We start from the raw sequence: 17,584 nt of genomic DNA, 5'->3' as shown, positions 1-17,584 counted from the left end.
TATCCGAATGATGTCGGATCATTCGCATGCGCAGGACCGGTTCTATGCCGATCTGCCCGTGTTCACGGAATTCTCGGGCGTTGCCGAGGGGGGCTCCTATGCGCCCTTGCCTGACGGCTGGATTCTTCTTGCGGCCGATATCGTGCGCTCCCGGGATGCGCTGGCGGCCGGCAACTACAAGTCGGTCAACATGATCGCCGCGGCCGCCGTGGCCGCCGTTCTGAACGCCTGCGAACACACGGAACTGCCCTTCATCTTCGGCGGGGACGGCGCGATGGCGGCCGTGCCGCCGCATCTGGCCGACGCAGCCGGAACAGCGCTTGCGGGGGTGCGGGTAATCGCCCGTGAGACCGCGGATCTGGATCTGCGCGTTGCCGCCATTCCGGTGGGGGATCTCAGGCGCGCCGGTGCGGATCTCAAGGTCGCCAAGTTGCAACTCAGCCTCGGCAACAATCTTGCCATGTTTTCCGGCGGCGGCATTGCATTGGCGGAAAAGATCCTCAAGGATCCCGAGCGTGTCGCGCCTTATCGCCTGCGCGACAGCGACGGCGAAATGGCCACGATTCTCGACGGGCTGTCGTGTCGCTGGGAACCGGTCCCGGCCGAACACGGGCACATTGTCACGCTGATGGTGCGCCCGCAGGATCCCGCGCCCGAGGCACTGGCCGGACTGATTGCCGATCTCGACCACATGCTGGAAAACGACTTTTCCGGTGCTGTGCCGGCCAGCGCGCCCGTGCGCCGGACGTCGCTGCGCTTCCGCTTTCCGCCCTCGGGCCTGCTGCGTGAAGCGCGCACGGTCGGGGCCGCGCGTGGCTTCTGGCGCGTTCTGTCGCGGGCAACGCTGGAGGCGCTGGCGTTCCTCGTCGCCGTGACGCTCGGTCGCCGGGTCGGACCGCTTCAGCCGGAGCGATACCTCGACGAAGTCACCCGCAACACGGATTTTCGCAAATTCGACGACACGCTGCGCCTGGTCCTCGATCTGAATGTATCGCAGCGCGAGGCGCTGGAGACCTATCTGCGCGAAGGCGAGGCGCAGAACCGTTTGGTCTATGGCATGCACGTCTCGCGCTCGGCCCTGATGACCTGCCTGGTGTTTTCGATTGAGGACAGCCGGCATGTGCATTTTGTCGACGGATCCGGCGGCGGCTTCTCCCGCGCCGCCCGAGACTTCGATGTCCGCGCCGCGGCTGCGGCGCGTCACCACGCGCCGGCGGGCGACGGCGACATCCGCTATCCAGAGGCCGCCGGAGCCGCCAGACAGGGCAGGTGACCGGTTGCGTGAACGACAGGACGGGCGGCTTGCGCGCCGGGCGATGGAGCCGGTGAACGACTTTCCGGTTTCCCTCGTCGTCTTCCCCCTCTAGAACGGGGGCGCCTGCGGGGGCGGTCCCCGCACTTCCAGTCATCGCCCGTCCGGATCGAGTTCCCATGTCGCACAACACCTTCGGCCATCTTTTCCGCGTCACGACCTGGGGAGAGAGCCACGGGCCGGCGCTCGGCTGCGTGATCGACGGATGTCCGCCGCGCCTCGAGATAAGCGAAGCCGAAATCCAGGCGTTTCTCGACCGTCGCAAACCCGGGCAATCCCGCTTCACCACCCAGCGCAAGGAAGCCGATGCGGTGAAGATCCTTTCGGGGGTCATGGCCGGCGAGGACGGCAGGACGCTGACCACAGGCACGCCGATCTCCCTGATGATCGAGAACACCGACCAGCGCTCCAAGGACTACGGCGAGATCAAGGAAAGCTATCGTCCGGGCCATGCCGACTATACCTATGATGCCAAATACGGCATTCGCGATTACCGCGGCGGCGGGCGGTCCTCGGCGCGCGAAACGGCGGCACGGGTTGCGGCCGGCGCGGTGGCGCGCAAGGTGATCTCCGGCATGCGGGTGCGCGGCGCGCTGGTGCAGATCGGCCCGCACAAGGTTGACCGCTCGCGCTGGGACTGGGACGAAATCGGCAACAATCCCTTCTTCTGCCCGGATCCGACGACGGCCGCGCGCTGGTCCGACTATCTCGATGCCATCCGCAAGGAGGGGTCTTCCGTGGGGGCGGTGATCGAAGTGGTTGCCGACGGCGTGCCGGCCGGGCTTGGTGCGCCGCTCTACGGCAAGCTCGACCAGGACATTGCCAGTGCGCTGATGTCGATCAATGCGGTCAAGGGCGTGGAGATCGGCAACGGCTTCGAGGCGGCGGAACTGACCGGCGAGGCCAATGCCGACGAGATGCGGCTTGGCGAAGACGCAATGCCCAGGTTCCTGTCGAACAACGCAGGGGGCGTGCTCGGCGGCATTTCCTCCGGCGAGCCGGTGGTCGCGCGCTTCGCGGTCAAGCCGACCTCTTCGATCCTGACGCCGCGCCGCTCGGTGACGCGCGGCGGCGAGGAGATCGATGTGCGCACCAAGGGGCGTCACGACCCCTGTGTCGGCATTCGGGCCGTTCCCGTGGGCGAGGCGATGCTCGCCTGCGTATTGGCCGATCACCTGCTGCGCCATCGCGGGCAGGTGGGGTAGGCTTGACGCGGTTTTCAGTGTTGCTGAATTTTCCGCATCTTTTCATTGTCACTGAATTTCTTCTGGACTAGGGTGTCGCCATGCGTCTCGACGAATGGCTTGCCCAGACCAAGGAAACCCGATCCGCCTTTGCGCGCCGCGCCGGCCTGTCGCCGGCCGCGGTGACGGCATTGTGCAATGATCCGGGCGTCTGGGTTTCGCGCGACAGTGCCGAACGCATCGCCGCCGCCACCGGCGGCGCTGTAACCCCGAACGATCTTCTCGGCCTGAAAGGACCTGTGGCTTTGGATCTGTCCCAGCAACGTGTCGCGGAGGCCATCCGCGCGTTTGAGCGCGGCGAGATGCTTGTCGTGACCGACGATGACGACCGCGAGAACGAGGGCGACCTGATCGTCGCGGCCTCGCTTGTCTCTTCCGAACAAATGGCTTTCATGGTGCGCCACACCTCCGGCATCGTTTGCGCGCCGATGACGCGTGAGACCGCCCGCCGGCTGCGGCTCGACCCGATGGTGGCCGACAATGATGCGCCATTGTCTACGGCCTTCACGATTTCCGTCGATTATCGCCACGGCCTGACCACCGGCATTTCGGCGGAAGAGCGCTGTTCGACCGTGCGCGCGCTGGCCAATTCCAATGCCGGGGCGGCGGATTTCGCGCGGCCGGGCCATGTCTTTCCGCTGGTGGCGCGCGAGGGTGGCGTGCTGATGCGCTCGGGACATACGGAAGCGGCGGTGGACCTGTGCCGGCTTGCCGGGCAGCCCGAAGTCGGCGTGATTTCCGAACTGGTCAATGACGACGGAACGGTGAAGCGCGGCGCCGAAGTAGCCGATTTCGCCACCGAACACGGCCTCAAGATGGTTTCCGTCGCCGATCTCATCGCCTGGCGCCAGCGCATGGAGCGGCTGGTGGAACGCGTCAGCGAACAGCCGGTGGAAACGGTCGCCGGCCCGGCCTATGCGGTGACCTACTCGACGCCTTACGATCCCATGCATCACGTGGCCGTCGTCTATGGCGACATTCTCGACGGGCGCAACGTGCCGGTGCGCCTGCAACTGGAATCCGTGCTCGACGATGTGTTTGGCGAAACGCGGATGATGGATGATGTCATGCGCGACTTCGCGGGGCGCGGGCGCGGTGTCGTTGTCTATCTGCGCGAGGGATCCGTCGGCGTCGCCCGCCAGGCGCGTCGCGCCCGCACCGATCTGGCGGCGGCGGAACTCGAGGAGCATCAGTCGGCGCAGGCGCGCGAGGAGCAGTGGCGCGAGATCGGACTGGGCGCACAGATCCTCAAGGACCTCGGTGTGAACTCGATCACCCTGCTGGCGTCGCGCCAGCGCCACTACGTCGGTCTTGAAGGTTTCGGGATCGCGATCGAGGGCACGGAAATCCGTGAGATTTGAACGGCTGTTCAAAAAAAAGGCCGAGCGAAAGCTCGGCCTCAAGTCGATCACTGTGCACGTGGCCCCATCGACCACAACCTCTGTTTAGTAGTTTTTGCCCCTCTTTGCATCACCTAATTGGGTGAGGTGGTCGAATTTATATCCGGGGCACCTCGTTTTCATTGGTGTTTTCACGATGCGGCCCGGGCCGGCCTGCAACGCGAACGCAACCGAATATCCACAATCCGCTTTGTCCCGGACCGATTTGCACCCTATGTGATGTTGGTGGTATGCACCGCGCCAGCCGGACCTTCCGGCGCGCCACAACACTTGGGATCACATTCGTGTACCAGCGCCCAGATACGCCGCTTCTCGACACTGTCTCCACGCCGGCCGATCTCCGCCGTTTGCCGGAAAAGGATCTGCGCCAGGTCGCCGACGAATTGCGCGCGGAAATGATCGACGCGGTCTCCGTGACCGGCGGGCACCTCGGCGCCGGTCTTGGCGTGGTGGAACTGACCCTGGCGCTGCATTACGTCTTCGACACGCCGGATGACCGGCTGATCTGGGACGTCGGGCACCAGTGCTATCCGCACAAGATCCTCACAGGGCGCCGCGACCGCATCCGCACCCTGCGCCAGGGCGACGGCCTGTCCGGTTTCACCAAGCGCTCGGAGAGCGAATACGACCCCTTCGGTGCCGCGCATTCCTCCACCTCGATTTCCGCAGGGCTCGGCATGGCCGTTGCCCGCGACCTCGGTGGCGGACGTAACAACATCATCTCGGTGATCGGCGATGGCGCGATGTCCGCCGGCATGGCCTATGAGGCGATGAACAACGCCGGCGGCCAGCATTCGCGCATGATCGTCATTCTCAACGACAACGACATGTCGATTGCCCCGCCCGTCGGCGCCATGAGCGCCTATCTGGCGCGACTGGTCTCCGGGCGCACCTATCTGTCGCTGCGCGACGCCGCCAAGCAGCTCGCCAAGGTGCTGCCGCGTCAGCTCCAGCAAAAGGCGGCGCGCGCCGAGGAGTATGCGCGCGGCTTCTGGACGGGTGGAACGCTGTTCGAGGAGCTTGGTTTCTATTATGTCGGCCCCGTGGACGGCCACAACCTCGACCACCTTCTGCCGGTGCTCAAGAACGTCCGCGACACCCACCAGGGGCCGGTCCTGATCCATGCGGTGACCCGCAAGGGCAAAGGCTATGCGCCGGCGGAAAACTCCGCCGACAAATACCACGGCGTCGCCAAGTTCGACGTCGTGACCGGCAAGCAGGCGAAGCCCAAGGCCAATGCGCCGTCCTATACGCGGGTTTTCGCCGAAAGCCTGATCCAGGAAGCAGAGCGGGATGAAAAGGTGGTGGCGATCACCGCCGCGATGCCCGATGGCACCGGCCTCGATCTGTTCGGCGAAGCCTTCCCCAAACGGGTCTTCGACGTCGGCATCGCCGAGCAGCATGCGGTGACCTTTTCCGCAGGGCTTGCGACCGAGGGCTACAAGCCGTTTTGCGCGATCTATTCGACCTTCCTGCAGCGCGGCTACGACCAGGTTGTCCACGATGTCGCGATCCAGTCGCTGCCGGTGCGCTTCCCCATCGACCGGGCCGGTCTCGTCGGCGCCGACGGCCCGACCCACGCCGGCAGTTTCGACACGGCCTATCTTGCCTGTCTGCCCGGCTTCGTCGTGATGGCCGCCGGCGACGAGGCGGAGCTGCGCAACATGGTCGCGACGGCGGCAGCTTATGACGAGGGGCCGCTATCCTTCCGCTATCCGCGCGGCGAGGGCATCGGTATCGAGCTTCCCGAGCGCGGCAAGGTGCTGGAGATCGGTCGCGGGCGCATCCTGCGCGAAGGCACGAAGGTGGCGCTTCTGTCCTTCGGCGGGCGGTTGCGCGAGTGCCTTTCGGCGGCCGACGAACTCGATGCCGCGGGTCTCTCGACGACCGTCGCCGATGCACGGTTCGCCAAGCCGCTCGATACGGACCTCATCCTGCGTCTTGCGCGCGAGCACGAGGTGCTTGTGCTGGTGGAGGAGGGCTCCGTCGGCGGGTTCGCCAGCCATGTGCTTCAGCTTCTCGCCGCATCGGGTGCGCTCGACGCGGGCCTGAAGGTCCGCCCGCTGTGTCTGCCCGACGTGTTCATCGAGCACGACAAGCCGGAGCGCATGTACGCCCAGGCCGGTCTCGACACCGAGGGGATCATGAAGACGGTGTTCCAGGCGCTCGGACAAGATGGGGCAGCAGGCGTTCGCCGGGCCTGACTGAAGCCGGCGCAGTCGCGAATCCTGACCGTTCAGGTCGCAAGCCATGTGCCCGCCGCAACCGCTATGCGGTTGCCTGTTCTTGACAGGGCAACAGACGATCTGTGAGGGTCGATAATCCGTAGCGAGCGCCGGCGTGAGTCGGCGTTCGTTTTCGTTTGGCGGCGGACTTTTCCGATCCTTCGTACCCTCTTGCATTTCGCCCGGTTGGAGTGTGTCCATGGCACAAGCACTGGCCCCCGTGACGGCGTTGCTGCTGTCGATTGCCCTGCTGATTGTCGGACACGGTCTGCAGAGTACGCTGCTGCCGCTCGCCGGGTCTCAGGCCGCGTTCTCGGACGTCGCCATCGGTGTGATTTCCTCCAGCTACTTCGTCGGACTGGTGCTCGGCTGTGTCGGCGCGCCCTATGTCATCATGCGCGCCGGTCACATCCGCGCCTTCGCCGCGCTCGTGTCCTTGATGTCGGCGGCCGCGATCCTGCACCCGATCCTTGTCGATCCGTTTGCCTGGAGCGTGATCCGCATCGTTTCCGGCTTCTGCCTCGCCGGCTTCTACATGATCGTGGAAAGCTGGCTGAACGAGCAGGCGAGCAACGAAAACCGCGGCAAGGTCATGTCGATCTACATCGTTCTGGTCTATGCCGCGATGACGCTCGGCCAGGTGTCGATCACGGCGATGGACATTTCCACCTTCGTGCCCTTCGCTGTTGCCTCGGTGGCGGTGAGTCTGGCCGTCATCCCGGTATCGCTGACCACGGCCAACCAGCCCGCGCCGATCACCGTGGTGCGCTTTCGCCCCGTCAAGCTTTATCGCACCTCGCCGACAGCGCTGGTCGCCGTTTTGCTGATCGGTGTCACCCAGGGCGGTCTGTGGATGATGGCGCCGCTCTATGCCATCCAGATCGGCCTTTCGACCGACCATGCGGCCTTCTTCGCGGCCACCCTCGTCGGCGCCGGCGCTCTCTCGCAATGGCCGATCGGCCGCCTGTCGGACCGGATGGATCGCCGTTATGTGTTGCTGGGACTGGCGGTGGCCGCGGTGGTCATCAGTCTGATCTTCTCGACGCTGACGATCTCGGGCCTCGGCATGGCGCTGATGCTTGCGCTGATGCTCGGCGTGGCCACCCAGCCCGCCTATGCCATCGCCGCCTCGCATGGTTATGACTACGCGGAGGCCGATGAATACGTGGAAACCTCATCCGGCCTGACGCTCGCCTTCGGCATCGGTTCGGCGGTCGGTCCGCTCTGCGCCTCGCTGGTGATGGCGCGCGTCGGCCCGTCGGGCCTGTTCCTCCAGGTCGCGCTGGTCCAGCTCGTCATGGGCGGATACATCGTGTCGCGCCTGTTCCAGCGCTCCTCGCTCTCCACCGAGGAAAAGACCGATTACGATTACGCGTCCACGGCGCAGGTCGGTTCGGTCATCACGCCCGAGCCGCTTGATCTCGACGATTCGCTGGTGATCCCGCCGGAAGAGTTTCCGGCCTACGAGCATGAGACGGAAAATGTTGAGGAGCACGTGGTGGAAGAGTTCTTCCCGGACGCCTCGAATGAGGACGAGCCGGAGGCCGGTCCGCTGAAGACCGGATGATGCGCAGCTGCGGCGGCTGCGGCAATTGAGCGCTCGACGCGCAGGAGCGATTGCGGCATTGTCGCGCCGATGATCGGGATGAGCACATTTCTCAAGAGCCTGCGACGCGAGGCACTGCCCTTGGCGGTGCTCGCAATCCTGGCGCTTGTGCTTCAGGGTGTGGCCGGACCGGTTCTCGCCGCCGCCCGTGCACAGGCCGACCCCGGTCTCCAGATCATCTGCCTGAACACAGCCGTAACATCCGGCGACACCCAATCCGCGCCGGGCGGACACGACGCCGGCTTGTGCACCTGCGGCCCGGCCTGCCCGCATGCGGCCGCCTGTCACGGGCTGCGCGGCCTTGCGCCCGCCGCCTGGACCCCGCAGCGGCCGCAAGCGCGCTCCTGTGCCACGCGCCAGCCATCGCGGCGGGCGCTTCATTCCGAACGGTTTGGCGCGCTCGGTGCCATTCGAGGTCCGCCCCGCCCGCGTCTCGTGGCCGGCTGACGCGACGCCCGCATCGGCCAGCCCCTCGTTGCGTGGGCCGGATGCCCTCCGGCCGTCTCAGAATGATTTCGGCTGCGCCACGGCGAGTTCGCCGTTCGTAGGCCGACGTTTCCGGAATGGACTGAACATGACGTTTTTCAAGACCCTTGTCGTTGCGGCCGCCCTTGCGACCGCGTCCCTTGCGACCGTATCGATGCCGGCCGTGGCCGAAGAGGTCGTCCATGGCGATCTGACGCTCTCCGGCGCCTGGACCCGCGCCACGCCGCCGCGTGCCGTTGCCGGTGGCGGCTTCGTCACCATCGTCAATGCCGGGGAGGATGACCGGCTGGTATCGGCCACCGCCAATGTGTCCGACAAGACGGAACTGCACGAGATGGCGGTGATCGACGGCGTGATGAAGATGCGTGAGATGGCCGACGGCATTCCCGTTCCCGCCGGCGGAACGCTGGAACTGAAGCCCGGCAGCTACCATGTGATGTTTCTTGGCCTGAATGCGCCGCTCGTCGAGGGCGAAACGGTTCCGGTCACCCTGACCTTCGAGAAGGCGGGCGCGGTCGACGTGTCGTTTACCGTCGAGAAGATCGGTGCCAAGGGCATGGGCATGAAGCCCGGCCACGGCAAGATGAACGGTGGCATGAAACACGGTCAGCCCAAGAACTGAGGACGGTATGTCTGGATTGAAAATGCTTCGCTACGGGGCCTGGGCGGCTGTCGTCCTGGTCATCGCCGCCGTCGCCTTCGTGACGGTCAACCACTACCGCGAAGCGGGAGGCGGGGGATCGTTTTCCCCCGTCGCCAGCATTGGCGGTCCCTTCACCATGACCGATGCGGCTGCGGGCAAGACGGTGACGGAAGCGGATTTCAAGGGAACGCCGAATGCGTTCTTCTTCGGCTTCACCTTCTGCCCGGACGTCTGCCCGACCACGCTTGCCGAAGCGCAAGGGTGGATCGAGGAACTGGGCGCGGATGCCGACAAGATCGACTTCGCCTTCATCTCCGTCGATCCCGAACGCGACACGCCGGAGGTCATGCGCGACTATGTGGCCGCCTTCGACGAGCGCATTCATCCGCTCACCGGTTCGCGCGAGCAGGTCGACGAAATCGTCAAGGCCTACCGCGTCTATGCAAAGCGGGTGGAGCTCGATGACGGCGACTACACCATGGACCATTCGGCCTCCGTCTTCTTGATGGATGCAGACAACCGCTTCGTTGGAACCATCGCCTATGGCGAGGCGCATGAAAATGCGATGGCCAAGCTGCGCCGCTTGATCGACGCCGGCTCCTGAAGGACACTGAGCCCATGAGTACGTCGTCTGCCTCGCTGCGCACGCCCCTGACGGTGCTGGGTGCCCTTCTTGCCGCGATCCTCTTTGCGGCAACCGGGGTCCTGTGGCTGCGCTATGGCGAAAGCGTCTTCGTCGACCGGCTGCTGACGGGGCTGGCCAATTGCTTCTGAGCAACCGCCGGGCTGCCGGCAATGGCTGAACGTGAGCGGCTGGACACGGTGATGGTCGCACGCGGCCTGGCCGAAACCCGTGCCCGTGCCCGCGACGCGATTCTGCGCGGCACCGTGCGCGTTGGCGGTGAGGTGGTGGAAAAGCCGGGCCAGAAGGTGATGCCCGACGCGGAAATCGAGGCCGGCGATCCGGCCGCGGCCTATGTGTCCCGTGCCGCGCTCAAGCTCAAGGCCGCGCTGGCGGTCTTTGCCATCGATGTCGCCGGCGAGATCGCGCTCGACCTCGGAGCCTCCACCGGCGGTTTCACGCAGGTGCTTCTGGAGGCGGGCGTGGCCCGCGTTCACGCCATCGATGTCGGCCATGGCCAGCTGCATCCGCGCATTGACGCCGACCCTCGTGTTCGTCGGCGCGACGGGATCAACGCCCGCGCGTTGACGCTTGACGATCTCGATGGGGACACGCCGGCGATCATCGTTTCCGACATGAGCTTTATCTCGCTGCGTCTCGCCTTGCCGCCTGCGCTTGAGCTTGCGGCAGCGGGCGCGCGCGGGATCTTTCTGGTCAAGCCGCAGTTCGAGATCGGGCGCGAGGGCGTTGGCAAGAAGGGGCTGGTCGAACCCAAGGCTGCCGAACGCACTGCGCGGGAGCTGGCCGACTGGTTCGACGGTCAGCCCGGCTGGTCCGCGACCGGGTTCGAGCTCTCGCCGATCGCTGGGGGCGATGGCAACCGCGAGTGGCTGCTTGCGGGCCGAAAGCACGGCTGACGGCCGTCCGATACGCGATTGTCTTGCCTTTCCGCCTGCATCCCTGTAACCGGCGCGGATGACAAGCGAGATCACCTGCACCATCGAGACATTGGCCCACAAGGGCGAGGGGCGTGCCGAGACGGCCGACGGCCCCGTCCATGTTCCCTTCACGCTGCCCGGCGAAACCGTGCGCATCGCCCGCGCCGACGGCCGCGCGCGGCTCCTTGAGGTTCTGACGCCGGCGCCGGAGCGCGTCGAGCCGCTGTGTCCGCATTTCGGCACCTGCGGCGGTTGCGCCCTTCAGCACATGGACCAGCGTGCGATCCTCGAGTGGAAACGCGCGCAGGTGATCGCGGCCCTGGCCGCACGCGGTTTTGAGGACATCGACAGCCTTGTCGAGCCGACGGTGGATGCGACCGGCGAGGGGCGCCGCCGCGCTGTTTTCGCCGCCGCCCGTGCCGGCTCGCGGGTGATGCTCGGCTTTCACGAGCGCGCAAGCCATCGTCTGGTGGATCTGCGGGTCTGTCCGGTTGTTCTTCCGGAAATCGTGGCAGCGCTGGATGACCTGCGCGACCTGGCCTCCCTGGTGATGCCGCGCAAGGGGGAGGTGACCCTCACCGTTCTGGCGACCGGGACCGGTCTCGACGTGGCGCTGGCGACACCGGCGAAGATTTCGCCGCGCAGTGTGCCGGAGGTTGTCGAACGCGCGATGGGCGCGGGGTTCGCGCGCCTGTCGCTCAATGGCGAGACCCTGGTGGAAGCGCGTGCGCCGCTCCTGTCCGTCGACGGATTGCCCCTGGTTCCGCCGCCCGGCGGCTTCGTGCAGGCAACGCAAGCCGGCGAGCAGGCCCTCGCCAAACGCGTGCTCGAATGTGTCGGCAAGGCGCGCAATGTTGCCGATCTCTTCGCCGGGTCCGGCACCTTTGCGCTCCGGCTTGCACGCCGTGCCCGGGTTCATGCGCTGGAAGGCGACCGCGCCGCCCTCAAGAGCCTGGATGCGGCCATGCGGGCCGGGGCGGGCGCCTTGCGCGAGGTCCGGGGCGAGCGTCGCGACCTGTTCCGCAATCCGCTCACGGCCACCGATCTCGACGATTTCGGCGATGGCTACGATGCGGTCGTCTTCGACCCGCCGCGCGCCGGTGCGGAAGCCCAGGCGCGCGAACTTGCGCTCTCCAAGGTGAAGACGGTGGTGGCGGTGTCCTGCAATCCGGCGACCTTGGCGCGCGATTTGCGCCATCTCGTTGACGGCGGCTACCGGCTTCGATCGGTGCTGCCCGTGGATCAGTTCCGCTTTTCGCCCCATATTGAGGTGGTGGCAGGCCTGACGCGCGACTGATCGCGCGGCCGCTTGTCGACACGACAGGAGGCGGAAATGGCTCAAACGGCGCTTTCGACATGGACCCGACGGGCGCGCTATGCCGCACGGCAGGGCGCGCGCGTGACGTGGTTTGCAGCCCATGGCGAACTGGCGCAGGCCATCACCCGCCGCGTGTCCCGTCGACACCGTTCAGGAGAGGCAGGAGAGGCGGAGGCACCGTCAGCCGCCGCGCCGCGTAAACCGCGTGGCAACACGCCGGACCAGCGGCAGCTGTTCGCGCAGATCGCGGATCTGTTCCGGCGCGACCTCGCCAACATCGAAGCAGGGCATTATCCGGCCCCGGACGGTGAATTCGGTTCGCCGCTCAGGTTTCTCGACCTCGGCCGGCGCTTCCTGCAAGACGTGCCGGAGGTCGCCCGTCGCCGTGTCACCGGCGCGCATCAGGAGGTGTTTGAGGCAACGCGCGATGCGCCGAAGGGGCTGCCACGCTATTATCGCCAGAACTTTCACTATCAGACCGACGGCTGGCTCTCGCGCGACAGTGCGCGCATCTATGATTTCCAGGTCGAGGTGCTGTTCAAGGGGGCGACGGCGGCGATGCGGCGGCAGGCCCTCGTCCCGCTGTCGCAGCTGTTGCGTCAGCGGGACCAGCGTCATGTCGCCTATGCAGATATCGCCTGCGGCACCGGCGGCCTGCTTGCGCCCGCGCTTGGTGCCTTTCCGCGCCTGCGCGGTGTCGGGGTGGACCTGTCGCACCCCTATCTCCAGCATGCCCGCGCGGCACTTCCCCGCCGGTCCCGCGCCCGCGCGTCCTTTGTCACCGCCCCGGCGGAAGCCTTGCCCTTTGCCGACGGGAGCCTCGACGTCGCAAGCTGCGTCTACCTGTTTCACGAGCTGCCGCCCAAGATCCGCCGCGCGGTGGCCGGCGAATTCGCCCGCGTGTTAAAGCCGGGCGGCCGGCTGATCTTCGCCGACAGCCTGCAGGCCGGCGATCTGCCGGAGAACGACGGGCTGCTGGACTTGTTTCCCGCGCTTTTTCACGAACCGTATTTCGAAGGGTATCTGACTGACGATCTCGACGGTGCGTTCGAGGCCGCGGGCCTGCTCAGGCGCGATCTGACCTGCGCCTTCCTGACGCGGATCGCGGTCTACGAGAAGCCGGAGTAACGCGCGGCGCGGGTCAGTCGACGTCGAGCGGTGTCGTGCCCGAGGCGCTGCCGTCCTCGGCCAGCTGGATCTTCTCCACCTTGGCCTCCGCCGACTTGAGCAGCCTGTCGCACTGGCGGCGAAGCGCATCGCCGCGCGAATAGAGCTTGATGCTTTCCTCAAGCGGAACGTCGCCGCGTTCCAGCCGGCCGACGATCTCCTCGAGTTCCTTGAGCGCCGCCTCGAAGGACAGGGCCTCGATTCCCGGATCGGTGCTTTCGCTGGTCAAGACGGGCTCCTGCGGATCTTTGTGCATGGGTCGCAACCGTAAAGACCGGCAGGCACAGGGGCAAGGTGCCCGCCGGTGTCTTGAACAGGTAAAGTGGGGGGCGGGTCAGGCGGTCATCAGTGTCATGACATGGGCCGCGACTGAGCGCGCCAGGCCTTCCAGATCGTAGCCGCCCTCGAGAAGCGACACGACCCGTCCCTCGCACTTGCGGTCGGCAAGCTCCATGAGCTTGACGGTGGCCCAGGCAAAGTCGGCCTCGACCAGCCGCAAGCCGCCGAGCGGATCGCGCACATGCGCGTCGAAACCGGCGGAAATGATCACGAGATCGGGCGAGAAGGCTTCCAGTCGCGGCAGGATCGCGATGTCCATTGCCTCGCGGAACTCCGCGCCGCCGTCGCCGGCGGCAAGCGGAGCATTGACGATGGTGTCGGCATCGCCGCGCTCGTTGGCCGCCCCCGAACCGGGGTAAAGCGGCATCTGGTGCGTGGAGCAATACATCACCGTGGGATCGTTCCAGAAGATGTCCTGCGTTCCGTTGCCGTGGTGCACGTCGAAATCGACGATGGCGACCCGTTCCGCGCCATAGGCGGATTGGGCGTAACGCGCGGCCACCGCGGCATTGTTGAAGAAGCAAAAGCCCATGGCCCGCGCGCGCTCGGCATGATGGCCCGGCGGACGGCTGGCCGAAAAGGCGTTGGTGACTTTTCTTTCCATCACCTCGTCGACGGCGCGGCAGGCGCCGCCCACGCCGCGCATCACCGCCTCCCAGCTTCCCGGGGACAGCGTCGTGTCGGCGTCGATGCGCACCAGCCCGTCGGTCGGCGCCGCGGTGTGTACCATGTCGATGTAGTCCGACGGATGCGCGCGGGCGATGTCGACGATGCGCCCCATCGGCGCGACATCGCGCTCCAGCGACTGGAAGCGCTCGTGCTCCAGGATCCGGTCGATGGCGCGGATCCGGTCCGGGCGTTCGGGATGGCCCACCGGCGTCAGGTGGTCGAGATAGGAGGTGTGATGCAGGAAGAGAGTGGACAAGCGCGTTTCCTCAAAGTGCTTTTTTGTCAAAGCGGTTGGCGGCATCAGACCGGCCGCGCAGAAGGCTGTCAATGCGAGAGGTCAAATGGATGCGGAGATCGCGGACTGTCTCGACGCAAAAAACCGGGACCGCATTTTCATGACGGTCCCGGGGAGCAAGGTGCGGGCGTGAGACGGCCCGTTGGGGAGGTTCGCTGCATGCTGCATTCCATTTGTAATACTAAATGATTCGTAGCGGCCAATGAAGGCGAAAGCAGGGATGATGGAAATATAATTTCATAAAACTCAATAAATATCGTAAAAAATAACAATAATAATTGTCAGAAATTCCAGATCTTGCGAAAGGCCCTGGCCTGCGCCTGCTCTTGTGTCGGGTTCATGTCACTGTTCTCGGTGCGGCGGCGCGGCGCAGCCGGTCGTTGATTGCCTCGCCGAGGCCGTCCCGGGGAATGGGCATGACGGCGATGCTGGGTGCGCCGGACGCGTCGAGGCGGCGCAGGGCCTGAAAGAGGCGCGCGGCGGCCTGCGTGAGATCGCCGCTTGAGCTCAGGCTTTCCATGGCGACGGCCAGTTCGGCCCCCTCGGGCAGGTCGGCTCCGAAGGCGAGCAACGCCTCGCCCGGCAGGACATGCGTTGCGTTCAGCCGCACGGTTGCATGCGGTGCGTAGTGGGAGCTGAGCATTCCCGGCGCTTGCGGCGCCTCCGGTGCGTTTGCCGATGCCGGGGGGGCCGCAAGAGGTGTGCCGAGGCGTTTTTCAATACGCTCCCGGGCGATGCCGCCGGGGCGCAAGAGGACCGGCTCCGGTCCCGTCAGGCCGACGATGGTCGATTCCACGCCGACCGGTGTCGCTCCGGCATCGATCAGCATGGTGAGTGCCGGGCCGAGATCGTCGGCAACGGCATCCGCCGTCGTGCCGGAGATCCGCCCCGAACGGTTGGCGCTCGGCGCCGCCAGTGGCGCCCCGACGGCGTGTGCGAGCGCCCGCATGACGGGCGCGGCGGGCACCCGGACCGCAATGCTGTCGAGCCCGGCGGTCGCGAGATCGCAAACCGGGCTGTCGGCCCGCTTCGGCAGCACGAGCGTCAGCGCGCCGGGCCAGAAGGCCTCGGCGAGGGCGAGGGCCCGCGCGTCGAACACCGCGTGGCGTTGTGCGGCTTCCAGGTTTTCCACATGCGCGATCAGCGGGTTGAAATGCGGACGGCCCTTGGCGGCAAAAATGGCGGCGACGGCGGCCGGATTGCTGGCATCCGCCGCCAGTCCGTAGACGGTCTCCGTCGGCACGCCGACAAGCTGTCCGGCCCTGAGTGCCGCAACGGTTTGCGCGAATTCCGGGCGGGCGCTCACGTCAAATGTGTCGGGGGAGAGGTGCCAGCGCTGCATCGGGATTTGCCTGTCGGATCGAAACGGGGTGGTGGAAACGCAAAGGCGCCAAGACATCGCCGGGGAGTCTCGCCTGTTGACGTTTACGTCAACAGGGACCATCCTCCGCCCTGCCATCTGCCGGGCCGGTTCTGCGGCGTCTTCTGCAATCCGTCAAGCGGCCCGCGAAAACGAAGAAGGACCACGTTGAATGTATCGCGCCCCCGTTTCGGAAATCGCATTCACCTTGAAGGAAGTCGCCGGGCTTGCCGATGTCGTCGCGCAAGAGGGCGCCGGCGATCTGTCGAACGATCTGGTGGATGCCATTCTGGAGGAAGCCGGGCGCTTCGCGGCGGAAGAAATTGCCCCGTTGAACGCAGTGGGCGACAAGGTCGGCGCAACGCTCGTCGATGGCGCGGTGACCATGCCGCCGGGGTGGAAGGATGCCTATCGCGCCTGGGCCGAAGGCGGCTGGAACGCGCTTACGGGTGAGCCGGACTACGGTGGGCAGGGGCTGCCGATGATGCTGCAGGCGGCGGCGCTGGAAATGTGGAACTCCGGCTCCATGGCCTTTGCCATCGGTCCGACGCTGACCATGGGCGCCGTCGAGGCGCTGGAAAAACACGCGACGCAGGAGCTGCGCGACACCTATCTGCCCAAGCTGGTTTCCGGCGAATGGATGGGCACGATGAACCTGACCGAGCCGCAGGCGGGCTCCGACCTGAATGCCCTTCGGGCAAAAGCGGAACGCGCCGAGGACGGCACCTACCGGATTTTCGGCCAGAAGATCTACATTACCTACGGCGAGCATGATTTCACCGACAACATCGTCCATCTTGTGCTGGCGCGCCTGCCGGACGCGCCGGCCGGCACGCGGGGCATTTCGCTGTTTCTGGTGCCGAAATTCTTCGTCAATGACGACGGGTCGCTCGGCGCGCGCAACGATGTGCGCTGCGCGGGCATGGAGCACAAGCTCGGCATTCATGCCTCGCCCACCTGCACGATGGTCTATGGCGACGAGGGCGGAGCCGTCGGCTGGCTGATCGGCGAGGAAAACCGCGGTCTTGCCTGCATGTTCACGATGATGAACAACGCCCGCCTCGCGGTCGGGATCCAGGGGCTCGGCGTTGCCGAGCGCGCGACCCAGCAGGCGCTTGCCTATGCACTGGAGCGCCGTCAGGGCAGGGCGCCGGGCGAGAGCGGCGAGGGCATGAGCGCGATTGCGCATCATCCGGACATCAAGCGCAGCCTTCTCGCCATGCAGGCCTGGACGCAGGTTGCGCGCGCGACCTGCTTTTGCACCGCGCATGCGCTCGACATGGCGCGCCTCGATGGTGATCAGGCGGTGCGCACCCGCTGGAGCGAGCGGGCCGCCTTGCTCACCCCCATCGCCAAGGCGCTTTCGACCGACATCGGGGTGGAGGTGGCCTCCATCGGCGTGCAGATCCATGGCGGCATGGGGTATGTGGAAGAAACCGGCGCGGCGCAGCATCTTCGCGACGCACGCATCGCTCCGATCTATGAGGGCACCAACGGCATTCAGGCCATTGACCTGGTTGCGCGCAAACTGCCCTTGTCCGGCGGCGAGGCCGTCCGCGGCCTGATCGCCGAACTGGAGGCCATTGCCACGGCCGCCACGCGGGCGGAGGCCGATGTCGGAGCAACCGGAGCGCAGCTCGACACCGCCATCGCGCATCTGCGTGCCGCGGTCGACTGGCTGCTCGAAGCGCTCGACCAGGGACGCCAGGCGGAGGCGCTGGCCGGTGCGACCCCGTTCCTGCGCCTGCTGGGCACGGTCTTCGGCGGTGCGATGCTTGCCAAGGGCGCGCTTGCAAGCCTTGGCGACAACACGCCGGCCGGTGAACGCCGGCGTCTGCTGGCGCGCTATTTCGCAGCCGCGCATCTGGGCGAGGCCGGCGGGCTCAAGGCGCAGGTCCTGCAGGCATCCGCCGACGTGCTTGCCTATGACCCGGCCGCCTGAGATCGCCGCTCTGCCGGC

At 66.2% G+C, this 17,584-nt stretch carries 16 protein-coding genes; 13 read left to right on the top strand and 3 right to left on the bottom strand.

Features of this window, described 5'->3' with window-relative positions:
* The first annotated feature begins 7 nt into the window (after positions 1 to 7).
* The 12 genes from G572_RS25115 to G572_RS0120935 all read left to right on the top strand — a co-directional run bounded on the left by G572_RS25115 (position 8) and on the right by G572_RS0120935 (position 12,922).
* A complete protein-coding gene (locus tag G572_RS25115) occupies positions 8 to 1,273 on the top strand; it encodes a DUF3095 domain-containing protein (RefSeq protein ID WP_208979168.1) in 1,266 nt (421 codons plus the stop codon).
* A 158-nt stretch (positions 1,274 to 1,431) separates the two neighbouring features.
* Positions 1,432 to 2,517, top strand: a complete 1,086-nt coding sequence (aroC, locus tag G572_RS0120985) for a chorismate synthase (protein ID WP_029060137.1) — start codon at positions 1,432 to 1,434, stop codon at positions 2,515 to 2,517.
* An 80-nt stretch (positions 2,518 to 2,597) separates the two neighbouring features.
* Positions 2,598 to 3,917: a 3,4-dihydroxy-2-butanone-4-phosphate synthase gene (ribB, locus tag G572_RS0120980; RefSeq protein ID WP_029060136.1), complete on the top strand. Its 1,320-nt coding sequence runs from the start codon at positions 2,598 to 2,600 to the stop codon at positions 3,915 to 3,917.
* A 269-nt stretch (positions 3,918 to 4,186) separates the two neighbouring features.
* The gene (dxs, locus tag G572_RS0120975) at positions 4,187 to 6,160 is read left to right on the top strand and encodes a 1-deoxy-D-xylulose-5-phosphate synthase (RefSeq protein WP_084650417.1); all 1,974 of its coding nucleotides are present in this window, start codon (positions 4,187 to 4,189) and stop codon (positions 6,158 to 6,160) included.
* A 220-nt stretch (positions 6,161 to 6,380) separates the two neighbouring features.
* The gene (locus G572_RS0120970) at positions 6,381 to 7,748 is read left to right on the top strand and encodes an MFS transporter (RefSeq protein ID WP_029060134.1); all 1,368 of its coding nucleotides are present in this window, start codon (positions 6,381 to 6,383) and stop codon (positions 7,746 to 7,748) included.
* Between the two features lie 78 nt (positions 7,749 to 7,826).
* Positions 7,827 to 8,234: a hypothetical protein gene (locus G572_RS0120965; protein ID WP_156884767.1), complete on the top strand. Its 408-nt coding sequence runs from the start codon at positions 7,827 to 7,829 to the stop codon at positions 8,232 to 8,234.
* Between the two features lie 127 nt (positions 8,235 to 8,361).
* Positions 8,362 to 8,895: a copper chaperone PCu(A)C gene (locus tag G572_RS25110; RefSeq protein WP_037547549.1), complete on the top strand. Its 534-nt coding sequence runs from the start codon at positions 8,362 to 8,364 to the stop codon at positions 8,893 to 8,895.
* Positions 8,896 to 8,902: 7 nt separating this feature from the next.
* A complete protein-coding gene (locus G572_RS0120955; RefSeq protein WP_029060132.1) occupies positions 8,903 to 9,520 on the top strand; it encodes an SCO family protein in 618 nt (205 codons plus the stop codon).
* Between the two features lie 14 nt (positions 9,521 to 9,534).
* Positions 9,535 to 9,690, top strand: coding sequence for a hypothetical protein (locus G572_RS26390; protein ID WP_156884765.1), 156 nt, complete (start codon positions 9,535 to 9,537; stop codon positions 9,688 to 9,690).
* A gap of 21 nt (positions 9,691 to 9,711) precedes the next feature.
* Positions 9,712 to 10,455, top strand: coding sequence for a TlyA family RNA methyltransferase (locus tag G572_RS0120945; protein WP_029060131.1), 744 nt, complete (start codon positions 9,712 to 9,714; stop codon positions 10,453 to 10,455).
* 58 nt (positions 10,456 to 10,513) lie between these two features.
* Positions 10,514 to 11,773 carry a class I SAM-dependent RNA methyltransferase gene (locus tag G572_RS0120940; RefSeq protein ID WP_029060130.1) on the top strand — a complete coding sequence of 420 codons (1,260 nt, stop codon included), beginning with the start codon at positions 10,514 to 10,516 and terminating at the stop codon, positions 11,771 to 11,773.
* 36 nt (positions 11,774 to 11,809) lie between these two features.
* Positions 11,810 to 12,922 (top strand): class I SAM-dependent methyltransferase, encoded by a 1,113-nt coding sequence (locus G572_RS0120935; protein WP_037547547.1) that lies wholly within the window; start codon positions 11,810 to 11,812, stop codon positions 12,920 to 12,922.
* 13 nt (positions 12,923 to 12,935) lie between these two features.
* On the opposite strand, the gene G572_RS0120930 is transcribed toward G572_RS0120935, so the two are convergent.
* From G572_RS0120930 to G572_RS0120915, 3 genes are all read right to left on the bottom strand, one after another.
* Entirely contained in the window at positions 12,936 to 13,217 is a 282-nt protein-coding gene (locus tag G572_RS0120930; RefSeq protein WP_051242868.1) for an exodeoxyribonuclease VII small subunit, read from the bottom strand.
* 78 nt (positions 13,218 to 13,295) lie between these two features.
* Positions 13,296 to 14,225: a histone deacetylase family protein gene (locus G572_RS0120925; protein ID WP_029060127.1), complete on the bottom strand. Its 930-nt coding sequence runs from the start codon at positions 14,223 to 14,225 to the stop codon at positions 13,296 to 13,298.
* Positions 14,226 to 14,601: 376 nt separating this feature from the next.
* Positions 14,602 to 15,606: an L-threonylcarbamoyladenylate synthase gene (locus G572_RS0120915; protein WP_029060125.1), complete on the bottom strand. Its 1,005-nt coding sequence runs from the start codon at positions 15,604 to 15,606 to the stop codon at positions 14,602 to 14,604.
* A gap of 190 nt (positions 15,607 to 15,796) precedes the next feature.
* Between G572_RS0120915 and G572_RS0120910 the strand changes: the two genes are divergently transcribed.
* Positions 15,797 to 17,566, top strand: coding sequence for an acyl-CoA dehydrogenase family protein (locus G572_RS0120910; RefSeq protein ID WP_029060124.1), 1,770 nt, complete (start codon positions 15,797 to 15,799; stop codon positions 17,564 to 17,566).
* Positions 17,567 to 17,584: the final 18 nt, after the last annotated feature.

The sequence above is a fragment of the Stappia stellulata DSM 5886 genome (assembly GCF_000423705.1).
GTDB classification, from domain to species: domain Bacteria; phylum Pseudomonadota; class Alphaproteobacteria; order Rhizobiales; family Stappiaceae; genus Stappia; species Stappia stellulata.
This window is presented reverse-complemented; position numbering and strand designations above follow the sequence as displayed.

Coding starts and splice junctions, on each gene's coding strand:
- G572_RS25115 (WP_208979168.1), top strand. CDS start 8: ATGATGTCGGATCATTCGCATGCGCAGGACCGGTTCTATGCCGATCTG.
- aroC (WP_029060137.1), top strand. CDS start 1,432: ATGTCGCACAACACCTTCGGCCATCTTTTCCGCGTCACGACCTGGGGA.
- ribB (WP_029060136.1), top strand. CDS start 2,598: ATGCGTCTCGACGAATGGCTTGCCCAGACCAAGGAAACCCGATCCGCC.
- dxs (WP_084650417.1), top strand. CDS start 4,187: ATGCACCGCGCCAGCCGGACCTTCCGGCGCGCCACAACACTTGGGATC.
- G572_RS0120970 (WP_029060134.1), top strand. CDS start 6,381: ATGGCACAAGCACTGGCCCCCGTGACGGCGTTGCTGCTGTCGATTGCC.
- G572_RS0120965 (WP_156884767.1), top strand. CDS start 7,827: ATGAGCACATTTCTCAAGAGCCTGCGACGCGAGGCACTGCCCTTGGCG.
- G572_RS25110 (WP_037547549.1), top strand. CDS start 8,362: ATGACGTTTTTCAAGACCCTTGTCGTTGCGGCCGCCCTTGCGACCGCG.
- G572_RS0120955 (WP_029060132.1), top strand. CDS start 8,903: ATGTCTGGATTGAAAATGCTTCGCTACGGGGCCTGGGCGGCTGTCGTC.
- G572_RS26390 (WP_156884765.1), top strand. CDS start 9,535: ATGAGTACGTCGTCTGCCTCGCTGCGCACGCCCCTGACGGTGCTGGGT.
- G572_RS0120945 (WP_029060131.1), top strand. CDS start 9,712: ATGGCTGAACGTGAGCGGCTGGACACGGTGATGGTCGCACGCGGCCTG.
- G572_RS0120940 (WP_029060130.1), top strand. CDS start 10,514: ATGACAAGCGAGATCACCTGCACCATCGAGACATTGGCCCACAAGGGC.
- G572_RS0120935 (WP_037547547.1), top strand. CDS start 11,810: ATGGCTCAAACGGCGCTTTCGACATGGACCCGACGGGCGCGCTATGCC.
- G572_RS0120930 (WP_051242868.1), bottom strand. CDS start 13,217: ATGCACAAAGATCCGCAGGAGCCCGTCTTGACCAGCGAAAGCACCGAT.
- G572_RS0120915 (WP_029060125.1), bottom strand. CDS start 15,606: ATGCAGCGCTGGCACCTCTCCCCCGACACATTTGACGTGAGCGCCCGC.
- G572_RS0120910 (WP_029060124.1), top strand. CDS start 15,797: ATGTATCGCGCCCCCGTTTCGGAAATCGCATTCACCTTGAAGGAAGTC.